Raw genomic sequence first — 13,105 nt, 5'->3', positions numbered from 1 at the left:
GAGTAATAAAAACGTCACCTCGCCGCAAACAAATAAAAATGGACCGCATGTAGCAGTCCATCTCAATTCATCATTCAGTTCGCACTATCTTTCTAAAAGGATTAGAAGTTTTCGTTAATGTGAGCTTCGAAACGAACAAAATCGTTTTCGATATCTGCGTTCTTCATCACGTCGTAACAAGCGAATGTAGGCAGTGCTGACATACCAAAGAAGCGGAAGTTAGCGTGCATGTGGAACATCAAATCATCCACGCCTTTACCTTGGAATAGGTATTCGCTCTCATCATCAAACGATTCTTCTGGCGCGTTGAATGTCAGTGAAAGCATGTATTTGCTGTTGGTTTGAGTACCGCCTGTACCATAGTTTTTCTTTGGTTCTTCTGCGCTACGGCCATCAAATGCACACAGTGCGCCGCCCATACCCGCAGTAAACACGTCGTCCATGTATTTTTTGAATGACCAAGGCACAGACATCCAGTTGATTGGGCTTTGGATGATCACGCGATCAGCCCATTCAAAGTGTGCGAGTTGCTCATCTACGTTGATCTCATCTTGCATTGTCACAACGCGAACCTCATGGCCTTTTGCTTGCAGAAGCGTCTGTGCTTTGTCGACAAGAGAAGCATTTAGACGACCTTCTGAATATGGTGATGGTTCGTGTGCATTGATGATCAGTACGTTGCTCATGGGATTACCTTTAAATAAGTTCACAAGATGACGCAGTAACCATTGTGCGTCGGATGTGGTTTATTATGGTAACCTAGAAATATAGTGCAATTAGTTAACTTTTAGTAACCTGCTTAATTTTTAATTATATCACTGTTTTTAAAAGATATATTTTTTCAACTTTTTATTCATCGTTATTTCACGATTAATTTTTTCATCGATTTGTTGCATCTTCCACAGAGCAGGCGTACACTTTATCGCAATTCGACGATTAACTATTAAGGCCAGCGAATGAGTGATAAGTGCAAGGACACGTGCGAAGTCGTTTTTCAGACAACGCAACAACAGCTCGAGAAAGAACAAACTCTAGCAGCGCAAGCAAAAGCTTTGTCGCATCCAGCACGTTTGCGCATTCTGCATATCCTGCACACGCTCGATACCATGGGCGGTTGTTTGAACAGTGATTTGGTTTCTGAACTGGGTCTTGCGCAATCTACTGTTTCCGAGCACTTGCGTATTCTCAAGCAAGCAGGCTTTATCAGCGCCGAGCCAAACCCACCTAAGGTGTGTTACCGCATTCAACGCGACGCGTTTGATCAGTTCAATCTAGGCTTTTCCAAGTTATTTGATTGATTCCCTTTGCACGCTGGTCAGGCGTGCAGAGATAAACTATACCTTCAACTATCGCTTTTCGACGATAAACGAATAAGAGAACACTATGACTACTCAAGTTTTAAATAGTGCCAGCGACAAAATGAGCTTCTTGGACCGTTACCTAACGGTGTGGATTTTTGTCGCAATGGCAATCGGTGTAGGTATTGGCGCAGCGTTCCCTCAAGTTGCTGAGTGGAATGAGTCAATGTCAGTCGGCAGCACGAACGTACCGCTCGCGATTGGTTTGATTTTGATGATGTACCCGCCACTAGCAAAGGTGAACTACAACCTGCTAGGTACAGTGACGAAAGATAAAAAAGCGATCACGCTGTCTTTAGTCATGAACTGGATTGTCGGCCCTATTTTAATGTTCATCCTTGCATTGACTTTCCTAGGTGATCATCCGGGTTACATGGTTGGTATCATTCTGATCGGTCTTGCTCGTTGTATTGCCATGGTATTGGTATGGAACGATATCGGTGGCGGTAACAAAGAATACGGTGCAGCTCTAGTTGCATTAAACAGCGCTTTCCAAATCGTGACTTACAGTGTGATGGCATGGTTATTCATCACTGTGTTGCCACCAGTCTTTGGTTACGAAGGTTTCGTGGTTGATATCTCGATGATGGACATCGCGGAAAGCGTTCTGATTTACCTTGGTATCCCATTCCTAGCGGGCTTCCTGAGCCGCAAATGGCTGGTCGCTGCGAAAGGTGAACAATGGTACAACGACGTGTTCATCCCACGCATTTCACCAATTACGCTTATCGCCCTGCTTGCGACCATCGTGCTGATGTTCAGCTTGAAAGGTGAAATGATTCTTGAGCTGCCAATGGATGTATTCCGTGTAGCAATTCCACTGGCTATCTACTTTGTGTTGATGTTCTTTGTCAGCTTCTTCGTTGGTAAGAAAATGGGCATTGACTACGACAAAAACGCGTCAATTGCTTTCACGGCAACAGGCAACAACTTTGAATTGGCAATTGCGGTTTCTATCGCGGTGTTTGGCCTAAACTCAGACCAAGCTTTTGCTGGTGTCATTGGCCCGCTGATCGAAGTGCCGGTATTGATTGCTTTGGTGAATGTAGCATTGCGAATGAAAGCCAAATATTATGGCTAACCTAAAAAGCACAAAAAATACAAAAGCGGTAAAACATTAACTCACTACCGTTTTAATATACTCGCTGGGCGTTAGGCCGAACTTACTTTTAAAGCGTTGGCTAAAACGCCCCTCTGACTGATAACCACACAACTGTGCGAGCATAGCAACGTTATACGAGCCATTTTGCATCAAGTAAAGTGCGTGATTTAAGCGCACTTCCGCCAATACTTCACGATACTGGGTACCTTCTTGTTTCAGTTTTCGTATCAATGTTGCTCGGCTCATAGCAAAGTGCCCCGCGACCATATCTAATGGATGCTCCTCCCCTGGAGAGCGCGATAAGTAACGACTAAGTTTCTGACTAAAAGAGATATGTGAACTCGAGAACAACCGATGCAATAACCCTCTCTCAGCTAGCTGCTGATATAGGCCCATAATCCAATAGCGTTGTGTCGCTTCACTTAAGCTTTCCCGCTCAAACGAAAACAAAGCATTTAACGTCGCTTGCAATGCTTTATCTGTCTCAACAACGGGTACATAGTTTCCTAATGCGTTACTCATGCTTAGCTCCAACATTTCATCGCTAGGCACACAGTGAAAACTGAACATTCGAGAAAGAAATCGCCCTTGTAGAGGAAGATTTTCAAAATTTAGGGATGCATTTGCTTCACAAAGCATGATATTTGGATGATGGATGTCGAGTACTTCATCTTTCCAGAAAAGATGTTTACTCCCCTTAACAATCTGAATAAGGCTTGGGGAGTGAATCCTGACATTACGAAGCTTCTGCTGCTGCTCCGCACGAAACAGCGTAACCTGATATTGGTGACCCATTCTCTCCCCTTATATTCAATTATCGCGTGTAAGTCGTGGTTAATGTCGCTTTACCCAAAGCAACACTATTCAAAGTAAACCCTACAATGGCTGGTGGCGTGTTTTCATCCAAATTCAGTTCTTCAGTTGGCAATGCCCACACCGTAAACTGGTAACGATGCATCCCATCATTCTTTGGAGGACACGCGCCGCCGAACCCCGTTGTGCCGTAGTCAATACGAGATTCTTTGCCGCCTAACTTGTTCATATCAATGCCTCGAGGCAGTTCGCTAACGGTGGATGGAATATTAAACGCTATCCAATGCCAAAAACCACTGCCTGTTGGCGCGTCGGGGTCATACACGGTGATCGCAAAACTTTTTGTGCCCTTTGGAGCTTCTTTCCACATCAATTGTGGTGATTGATTCCCGCCATCACATCCCCAACCAGAGTATTCAAATGTCTTCGCCATCGGGTGGCCTTCTTGAATATCTCTACTCACGAGTTCAAATGCATGGGCAGAACCGACCGCAAAAACACTCAATGCCAAAACTGATTTGTAGATCGCTTTCATGTTTTTCTTCCTTTCAATGAATTCAACACTAGTGTAAGTACCCAGCAGTCCGAATCCTTGTCAGTAAGTATCAAAAAACACAAAATAATCTATAATTTTGACACTTTAAGATTCTAACACAAATTTCTTACTCTCTTAATTGCACTTGGTTTATGCTAATTAATCGCTCACGGAACAAGGAAGGAAAATGGAATTGGATATCTACGTGGTGGACGCCTTCACCGATACGCAATTCAAAGGCAACTCAGCAGCGGTCGTACCGTTAGAGGAATGGCTAGCCCCAGAATTGATGCAAAATATCGCGACAGAAAACAACTTGTCGGAAACGGCTTTTCTAAAATCCATTGGCGCAAACCGATATGAGATTCGTTGGTTCTCTCCGATTACTGAAATCGATTTCTGTGGACACGCAACACTGGCCTCTTCGTTAGTTCTGTTTGATGAGTTTGGCATTAATGGCACGATTGAATTTCATACTCTGGAAGTAGGAACCCTCACCGTAGAGAAGAATGCGCAAGGTAAGATCGAGATGACGTTCCCTGCTCGTCCTCCAAAAGCCGTTTCTGATATTCCCTCGGCATTGATTGAAGGCCTAAGTTGCGATGTGGAACGCGTACTGCTTAGCCCTCAAGCGTATTTCGTGGTGGTCGGCAACCAGCAGGAGGTACTTGAGGTTCAATACCGTTCAGAGCACCTCAAGACACTCGCTCCTTACGATGTGGTCGTTACCGCGAAAGGTGATCAACAAGACTTTGTATCGCGTTACTTTTGGCCTGCAAATGGTGGTGACGAAGACCCCGTAACTGGCTCGATTCACGCTGGGTTAGCACCGTTCTGGGCAGAAGCGTTAGGCAAAGCATCACTGGTCGCTTACCAAGCTTCTCAGCGCGGAGGTATTTTGCACTGTGAAGTTACTGGCGAACAAGTAAGAGTATCTGGCGACGGCGTGCTCTACATGAAAGGCCAGATTTTTGTTTAAATGATATTCATGTAATCAACTTAAAAGAGCCAAGTAAAGCACGGCTTCAGCAGGATAAAGCCAGTTTCAATAATTAATCAATTGATGAATATTGAAGGAATTAACTTCCTAGCCGGACAAAACTGACTCACGTTACACTGAATGCAGTCCCACACTCTTCTATAGCTTGATACGAATTCGAGCTCACCTTCTTAGAGGAAGCGTCGCATGATGAAGCGAATCATTCTTGGCACCCTAGCCCTGACTCTTTTAGCTGCCTGTTCCAAAGATGACGGACAGCAAGCCCTTGGCACACTGGAACGTGACCGCGTAACCTTTACTGCAACCTCTAGCGAGATAATTCGTGCCCTACCCATCAAGGAAGGCAGCCAAGTCACCGAAGGAGAAGTGCTGGTTCAGCTCGATACAAAGAACCAAGAAGCCGTTTTAGCTCACGCCGTAGCCGAACAAGCCAAGGCTGACGCCTATCTTTTGAAATTGACCAATGGTGAGCGACCAGAAGACATTGCCGCAGCGCAAGCACGCGTTGCCAGAGCGGAAGCTCAATTGGTTGAAGCGCAAAAGAACTACCAACGTAAGGCGGAGTTAGTTCGTAAAAAACTCATCAGCCAATCAGAAAAAGACACCGCTTTAGCAGCCAGAGATTCTGCCCGTGCAGAGCTAGACTCCTCACAAGAAGAGTTCAGCAAACTGACCGCTGGCTCTCGTCCTGAAGATATTGAACAAGCAAAAGCCGCACTCATGGCAGCAAAAGCCGATGTGGCACTACAAGAACAGAAACTGGCAGAACTCACCATCACGGCCACGCGAGATGGCTTGTTAGATAACCTACCGTTTAACCTTGGTGAACGCGTTCCTGTGAATGGTGTGGTTGCTGTAATACAAGCCAGCCGCGTCCCATACGCTCGCGTTTACGTTCCTGCCAACTACCGAGTCGATTTTGTGCCGGGTAAAACGGTTAACGTGCATGTAGATGGCGTTGAGCAACCATATAGCGGCACCGTTCGTTGGGTAGCGACTGAGCCTTCATTTACGCCTTATTTCGCGCTTACCGAGGAAGAACGCTCGCGTTTGATGTACCTAGCAGAAGTCGACCTACAAGACTCCGCACAATCCTTGCCTTCAGGTATCCCAGCGCAAGTGGATTTGGTGGAGTAAGCCAATGACCGAATACGCGATTCAAGCTGAAAATGTAGTGAAAAAGTTTGGTGACTTCACCGCCATCAACAACATCACGCTTAATGTGCCCAAAGGCAGTATTTATGGTTTTCTTGGCCCGAACGGCTGCGGTAAATCGACAACCATTCGTGTGTTGACTGGCTTGCTTAGCCCAAGTGAGGGCAAGGTCGATGTACTCGGGCTAGAGATCCCAAAACAATCTGAGCTTCTGCGCCTCAAGATTGGCTACATGACACAAAAGTTCTCGCTTTATGATGACCTGACGGTTCAAGAGAATCTTGAGTTTATTGGACAAATCTTTGGTATGGAAACCAAAGCGCTGAAAGCTCGCATCGAGGAACAGCTATCCACCTACGGTCTCGACCAGTTGCGTAAACAGCGCGTCGGCGGAATGAGTGGCGGCCAGAAGCAGCGCTTGTCTCTCGCGGCAGCGACCATGCACAAACCAGAACTGTTGTTTCTCGATGAGCCCACGTCTGCGGTTGACCCAGAAAACCGACGCGATTTCTGGGAGCAGTTGTTTGATCTCTCTGACCAAGGCACCACGATTTTGGTCACAACGCACTACATGGACGAAGCCGAGCGCTGTCATCGTCTGGCGATTATGGAAGCGGGGGAAATCCGCGCCGATGGTGAGCCAGAAGAACTCATGGCGCAAATGGGCGTTAACATCGTTGAAGTCAAAGCGGATAACTTACGCGAGCTCAAAGAGAAAGTCATTCAGCGCGAAGAAGTACGATCCGCCGCACAGCTAGGCATTCGCTTACGCATTTTGATCCACCAGCACATCGAACAACCGATCGAGTGGTTAACCCAAACCTTTCCAGAGCTTGATGGCTGCGAGATGAACATTGCTCGCCCTAGCTTGGAAGATGTGTTTGTCAGCGTTACGGGAGAAGGTCGCCAATGATGAAATCTATTGCCCGTATGAAAGCGGTGATGATCAAAGAGATCCGTCAGCTTTCACGTGACCGAATTACCTTTGGCATGGTCGTGATGATCCCGTTGATTCAGCTTTTGCTGTTCGGCTTTGCCATTAATACCGATATTCGCAACATTCCCGTTGGTGTCGTCGATCAAAGTGGCAGTACTGCTGGGCGTGTGATCACCGAGTCCGTCAAAGTCACGCAAGTGGTCGATGTGGTTGAAACCTTTACTACCGCTTCAGAAGCCGAGCAAGCCATTCAAGACGGCTTGGTACGAGCGGCTTTAATTCTACCTAGCGACTTAACCCAACGTATGGTGCAAGGTCGAGAGCTTGGCCAGTGGATAGTAGATGGTTCAGACACCATGATCAGCTCTGCGATTCTCTCGCTACAAACCATGCCGTTAACGGATTTTGATTTTGAGATACGCCCTGCCCCAACCAAAACCTTTGAAGTTGCGCTGTATTACAACCCGAGTCGGCGCTCGGCGGTGAACATTGTCCCCGGTTTATTGGGCGTGATTCTGACTATGACGATGATCTTGTTCACCAGTGCAGCCATTGTTCGTGAGCGGGAACGCGGTAATTTAGAGTTACTGATTACTACGCCAATCCACTCCATCGAACTCATGGTAGCGAAGATCATTCCCTACATCTTTGTTGGTCTGATACAGGTGTTTATCATTTTAGGCTTGGGTCATTGGATATTTGGTGTGCCGATAAACGGCGCCATTAGTCAGATACTGTTTGGCACGCTGCTGTTTATCGCCGCGAGTTTAACCTTAGGTTTGGTGATATCCACCATTGCGACGACACAGCTTCAGGCCATGCAGATGACGGTATTCATTCTATTGCCGTCGATTCTTCTGTCCGGATTTATGTTCCCGTATGAAGGAATGCCCGTCGCCGCCCAATGGATATCAGAAGCCCTACCAGCCACCCACTTTATGCGCATTATTCGTGGTGTGGTGTTGCGCGGTGCAGACTTAATGGAGCTATGGCGAGATACAGTTTGGTTACTTGGATTCACCGTTATCGGCCTTATTGTCGCTTCATTTCGCTTCAAAAAATCACTCGACTAATCCCACGATATTGCGTTCATTCCTTAAAAACAAAAATAGCCCCAACGAAGGGCTATTTTTTGTTTCTGTATTTATACACTGTGCTATCGAGCTCAACTCTCAGACAATATTAATAGTACTCACCGTAGGAACAATCTCGTAAATCGGAAATATTGTAGTTTTTCAAAGAGTTTATTTTAAAGTTGAACACTACCTGTTTACAGACAACGCCTTCACGATCCGTGTACGTGATAATACCTTCACTGTACGCACGCTGACCATCAGAGGATGTCACGTCAGCAACAAGTTCCAAATGGCCCTTGTGCGCGTCTACACGATTCATCATCTCAAACACATCGACCCACTCTTCGCGATTTGCCATTTGTATTAGCATGGACTTCGCCTGTGTTTCCAACTGCTGGGGGTAAACATAATAACGGTTGTAACCAAAGTATGCGCACATAAGTAATAAAACGAGTGCAAATGAGGTTGTTCTTGTCATACAAGCTTCCTCTTGTTGTTATAAAAATCTTGCTTCGTTAATTCAGTATAGGAAGCGAGCAAAGTTTAGGTTATAGAACTTGCCCAAATAACAGAGGACAGTCAGAGACAGTCAATTCTATGACAAGCTCAACAACAAACTTTATTGAACTCTCATCATGGGCTTGAACAAAAAAATACGCCGCAGAGACAGCAAGAAGTAAGAAGTAAGAAGTAAGAAAGGAAAACTAACCGGAGCGCGGTGATAACAGAAAAGTAAAAGGAGTTGGAAGAAAAAGACAATCCGAGTGAATATAGTGAGAGCGGAAATCAAGATTAGATTATCCGCCCATCAACTAGGCTCAAATTGTCAGTGACCACAACAATGTGACTCACCGAATTTAAACGTGTTGGTAACTATCTTCGAGAGACTCTGTCTGCGTTGTTTTCTCGCTCACTTCCACTTTAACCGCAGCGACCTTGAACTCAGGGATCTTCGCATGCGGGTCAGTTGCCGTTGTCGTTAGGCGGTTGACTGGCGATTCAACAAAGTGGAAAGGAATAAACACCACACCTTTTTGAATCCGCTTAGTCACAAAGGCATCAATCTCAATGCTGCCGCGACGTGTAGACACCGTCAGACGCCGACCATTACTGATGCCAAGTGCCTCTGCGTCTTCCACGCTCACCATCGCACGAGGGCCAGCCAGATTATCCAACCCTTTGGTTTTGCGCGTCATGGTTCCAGTATGGAACTGCTCAAGTACGCGACCCGTCGTTAACACAAGTGGGTACTCTTCATCTGGCAGCTCAGCCGCATAACGGAACGGTACGCCCACCATTTGACCTTTACCACGAGTAAACTGGGTTTGGTGCATGATGCGAGTACCCGCAGGGTTGTTCTTGTTGCTCGGCCATTGCACACCGTTTGGCGTAATGGCATCCCAACGAAGACCCGCGTATTGAGGTGTCACTCGTGCGATTTCATTGGTGATATCAGACACGCAGTGGTAATCCCAATCACTGCCCATGGCATTGGCAATTTCTTGAATAATCCACCAATCTTCTTTCGCTTCACCCGGTGCCGTTACGACGGGATTCACACGCTGAACACGACGCTCCGTATTGGTGAAGTGACCCGCTTTCTCTGCAAACGAGCAAGAAGGTAGAACCACATCCGCGTATTGTGCGGTTTCCGTTAAGAAGATGTCTTGAACCACCAAGAAATCGAGTGCTTCTAAACCTTCAATCACATGCGCTTGGTTCGGGTCACTCAACACTGGGTTCTCACCCATGATGTACATACCACGAACGTCACGATGGCAAGCCGCATCAATGATTTCTGTCAGGGTTAGACCTTGTTCAGAAGGCAGATTTGGTGCGTTCCATTCAATCGCAAACTTCTGACGCACAATTGGGTTGTATACCTTTTGGTAGCCCGGGAAGCTGTTTGGCAAAGCGCCCATATCACACGCGCCTTGCACGTTTGATTGACCACGCAACGGGTTGATACCGCCACCTTCAATGCCGATGTTGCCACACAGCAATTGCAGGTTAGCGATAGAACGCACGTTGTCATGACCTGTCGTGTGCTGAGTAATCCCCATCGAGTAGTAAACAGCCGTACGATCCGCGGTGCCGATCATGCGCGCCATTGCTTGAATGTCTTCGGCTTTTACGCCTGTAACCAACTCCACTTTATCGAGGTTGTAAGCTGGCGACATCACTTCTTGCAATAAGGTATCAAAGCCGTCGACACGTTCTTCGATGTACTCTTGATCGTACCAACCGTTCTTGATGATCTGCTGCATGACACCATTTAGGAGCATCACATCTGTACCCGGACGGTGCGCCATATACAGCTCTGCATGCTCTGCCATATCGACACGTTTCGGGTCAGCCACAATCAAGCGAGCGCCGTGGTGACGAATTGCTTGTTTGATATGTGAAGCGATGATCGGGTGTGCTGATGTAGTATCCGAACCGATAATAAAGATCACATCCGAGTGCTTAATGCTTGGAATGTCGTTGGTCATTGCACCACTACCCAGTGATGCCTCAAGACCGGTTACACTCGATGCGTGGCACAAACGCGCACAGTGGTCGACGTTGTTAGTGCCCAGTTCACGACGGACAAATTTTTGGAACGCGTAGTTGTCTTCGTTAGTGGTTTTCGCTGAAGAGAAGCCCGCCAATGCGTTGCTGCCAAAATCTTGCTTGATGCCAGAGAACTTACTCGCAATCAGTTGAATCGCCTCTTCCCAGCTTGCAGGCTGCAACCAACCATCTTTACGGATCAATGGCGTGGTAAGACGCTCTTCACTGCCAATGAAGTCAAAACCAAAGCGTCCTTTCACACACAGCATGCCTTGGTTCACTGGCGAGTCACCGCCCTTCACGTAACGAATCGTATTGGTTGCTTCGTCCACGAACATGGTCAACTTACAGCCCACACCACAGTATGTACAAATGGTGTCGACCGCTTTCAGATCTTCAGTACGGCCTTGCGAACGGTCACGACTATCGACCATTGCGCCCGTTGGACACACTTGAACGCACGCGCCACATTGCACGCAGTTCGAATCACCCATTAGGGTTAAGCCATTCTTGTTACTTCCAAAGTGTGGACGGTCGTCAGGACGTAATGCAGGACGACCTTGTTTGTCGCACACAAAGTTCAGTACGCCGTGCACGGCTTTGTCACGACACGCTTGGATACACTGACCACAGCTAATACAGCGGTTGGCATCAAACTCAATAAACTCAGAGCTACGGTCAACTTCGTACTTATGACGCAAGTCTTTCGCACGAAGATCTAACCAATCTTGATGCGATTTAATCTGTAAGGAGAAGTCAAAGCTTTGCTCAGCTTCATATTCGGTGGAGTAATCACGCAGCGCACAATCGGTATTTGCCTGACAGCCACATTCAAGGCAGCGTGCAGCTTCCTTCATCGCTTCTTCGTTATCAAAGCCCAACTCCACTTCAGCGAAGCTTTGCTCGCGTTGTGCTGGAGTCAGTTCAGGCATGATAGAGCGAGCGACTTTCTGGATGTTCTCGAAGTGAAGCGGATCAACTTGAGAGAGTTTCTTCTCTTTACGCGAGTTAAACGCCGCCTTTGGCATATCTGCCATATCGCCATTCAAAAACAGATCAATGGCTTTTGCCGCAACGCGGCCATCTCCCACGGCTTCAACTGCCGTTGCAGGACCACGGCGGAAATCACCAATACTGAAGATGTTGCCCATGCCGGTGTGCATGGTCTTTTCATCTGCATCAGAGGTGTTCCAGCGTGTAAGCGGAATCGACAAATCTTCACCTTCGAGGAAGCTCAGGTCTGGCTTTTGCGATACTGCTGCAATCACGGTGTCGAACTCTTCGGTGAAGAACTCGCCGGTTGGTTTAGGGCTGCGACGACCAGATGCATCCGGCTCACCCAATGCCATGCGCTCTAGGCGAATCGCACTCACGCGTCCAGTTTCATCGGCAAGGTTTTCTGCAGGGTTGGTCAAGAAGTGGAATTTCACCCCTTCGTGTTCCGCTTCGACAATCTCGTAGTCTTCTGCCGGCATTTCGTCACGTGTACGACGATAAATCAACGTGGTGTCTGCACCAGCACGACGCGCAGTACGAGCACAGTCAATTGCCGTATTACCACCGCCGATCACCGCGACTTTCTGACCCGTTACATAGTTTTGCTCAGTGACGTAATCTTTAAGGTAATCAACGCCTAAGTAGCAACCTTCAAGGTCACTGCCTGTGTAATGCATTTCAACCGCTTGAGACGCGCCGACAGCTAAACACACCGCATCGTATTCTTCGCTCAATTGAGAAAGCGTGAAATCCACACCCAGCTTTTGATTAGTGTGAACTTGCATGCCATTACGGCACATCAGTTCGATTTCTTTATCGAGAATGTCTTTTGGCAAACGGTATTCAGGAATACCGTAACGCAACCAACCGCCCGCTTTTGGCATGGATTCAAAGACCGTAACGTCATAGCCTTCGTTCGATAGGTAGTAGCCAGCCGTTAGACCACCAGGACCACTGCCGACGACGGCAATGTTCAACCCTTTACTTGGTTTCTTTTCTGGTACATAGGCTTCATGCGCAGACAAATCCGCATCCGCGGCATGACGTTTTAGCTGACGAATTGCGATTGGTTCATCGACTAACGAGCGGCGACATTCACTCTCACAAAATGCCGGGCACACACGACCAATCGATAGCGGCATAGGAAGCGTACGCTTAATCACTTCAATCGCTTTTTGATGATCGTTCTGTGCGATGTGATAAAGGTACGATTGGATATCAACGCCCGCTGGACACGCGGTTTTACATGGCGCTTCACAATCGGCGTAATGGTCCGTCATTATGCGGTTGAGTGCTTTTCTGCGGTGCTCGCTTAATTGTTCTGATTGCGTGACCACATTAAGGCCCCGGTAAACTTCAAGTTCACACGCACGCTTAGTACCGCCGCTTTCGACTTCAACCACACACAAGTCACACGGTACTTTTTCATTACTTTTGTTCATTCCGCACAGCGATGGGATCTCGACCCCACACACTTTTGCTGCTTCTAAAAGGGTTAGACCCTCTTCTACAATTCTATATTTTCCATCGATGACAATTTCTATCATGCAACCCCCGCAGCAAAGCAAATCCAAATCTGC

At 47.3% G+C, this 13,105-nt stretch carries 11 protein-coding genes; 6 read left to right on the top strand and 5 right to left on the bottom strand.

Annotation, left to right across the window (positions count from 1 at the left end; all coding sequences use genetic code 11):
• Window positions 1-101 precede the first annotated feature (101 nt).
• Entirely contained in the window at window positions 102-686 is a 585-nt protein-coding gene (locus R7R24_RS13980) for an NAD(P)H-dependent oxidoreductase (protein WP_017635228.1), read from the bottom strand.
• A gap of 270 nt (window positions 687-956) precedes the next feature.
• Here R7R24_RS13980 and R7R24_RS13975 point away from each other — a divergent pair, with 270 nt between their 5' ends.
• Together R7R24_RS13975 and arsB are read left to right on the top strand one after the other, a co-directional pair.
• Window positions 957-1,298 (top strand): ArsR/SmtB family transcription factor, encoded by a 342-nt coding sequence (locus R7R24_RS13975; protein ID WP_005375451.1) that lies wholly within the window; start codon window positions 957-959, stop codon window positions 1,296-1,298.
• Window positions 1,299-1,383: 85 nt separating this feature from the next.
• A complete protein-coding gene (gene arsB / locus R7R24_RS13970; RefSeq protein WP_005385145.1) occupies window positions 1,384-2,439 on the top strand; it encodes an ACR3 family arsenite efflux transporter in 1,056 nt (351 codons plus the stop codon).
• A gap of 36 nt (window positions 2,440-2,475) precedes the next feature.
• Here the strand turns inward: arsB and R7R24_RS13965 are convergent, their stop codons facing one another.
• Together R7R24_RS13965 and R7R24_RS13960 are read right to left on the bottom strand one after the other, a co-directional pair.
• The gene (locus tag R7R24_RS13965; protein ID WP_005385142.1) at window positions 2,476-3,255 is read right to left on the bottom strand and encodes an AraC family transcriptional regulator; all 780 of its coding nucleotides are present in this window, start codon (window positions 3,253-3,255) and stop codon (window positions 2,476-2,478) included.
• A 19-nt stretch (window positions 3,256-3,274) separates the two neighbouring features.
• Entirely contained in the window at window positions 3,275-3,808 is a 534-nt protein-coding gene (locus R7R24_RS13960) for a YbhB/YbcL family Raf kinase inhibitor-like protein (RefSeq protein WP_005375444.1), read from the bottom strand.
• 187 nt (window positions 3,809-3,995) lie between these two features.
• On the opposite strand from R7R24_RS13960, the gene R7R24_RS13955 reads away from it, so the two are divergent.
• The 4 genes from R7R24_RS13955 (at window position 3,996) to R7R24_RS13940 (ending at window position 7,973) form a co-directional block, all read left to right on the top strand.
• Window positions 3,996-4,787, top strand: a complete 792-nt coding sequence (locus R7R24_RS13955; RefSeq protein WP_054865850.1) for a PhzF family phenazine biosynthesis protein — start codon at window positions 3,996-3,998, stop codon at window positions 4,785-4,787.
• Window positions 4,788-4,994: 207 nt separating this feature from the next.
• Window positions 4,995-5,945: an HlyD family secretion protein gene (locus R7R24_RS13950; protein WP_372430176.1), complete on the top strand. Its 951-nt coding sequence runs from the start codon at window positions 4,995-4,997 to the stop codon at window positions 5,943-5,945.
• 4 nt (window positions 5,946-5,949) lie between these two features.
• Complete coding sequence (locus R7R24_RS13945; protein ID WP_009706211.1) at window positions 5,950-6,876, top strand: ABC transporter ATP-binding protein; 927 nt, start codon at window positions 5,950-5,952, stop codon at window positions 6,874-6,876.
• The gene (locus tag R7R24_RS13940; RefSeq protein WP_191115903.1) at window positions 6,876-7,973 is read left to right on the top strand and encodes an ABC transporter permease; all 1,098 of its coding nucleotides are present in this window, start codon (window positions 6,876-6,878) and stop codon (window positions 7,971-7,973) included. Before R7R24_RS13945 ends, R7R24_RS13940 begins: the two co-directional genes overlap by 1 nt.
• Before the next feature lie 109 nt (window positions 7,974-8,082).
• Here the strand turns inward: R7R24_RS13940 and R7R24_RS13935 are convergent, their stop codons facing one another.
• Both R7R24_RS13935 and fdhF read right to left on the bottom strand, forming a co-directional pair.
• Window positions 8,083-8,454 (bottom strand): hypothetical protein, encoded by a 372-nt coding sequence (locus tag R7R24_RS13935; RefSeq protein ID WP_005375433.1) that lies wholly within the window; start codon window positions 8,452-8,454, stop codon window positions 8,083-8,085.
• A 379-nt stretch (window positions 8,455-8,833) separates the two neighbouring features.
• The gene (gene fdhF, locus R7R24_RS13930; RefSeq protein WP_206946991.1) at window positions 8,834-13,072 is read right to left on the bottom strand and encodes a formate dehydrogenase subunit alpha; all 4,239 of its coding nucleotides are present in this window, start codon (window positions 13,070-13,072) and stop codon (window positions 8,834-8,836) included.
• Between the last annotated feature and the right edge of the window lie 33 nt (window positions 13,073-13,105).

The organism is Vibrio sp. 704, from assembly GCF_033339295.1.
Note: the sequence above shows the minus strand (reverse complement) of the source record. Positions and strands in the feature narration are given on the sequence as shown.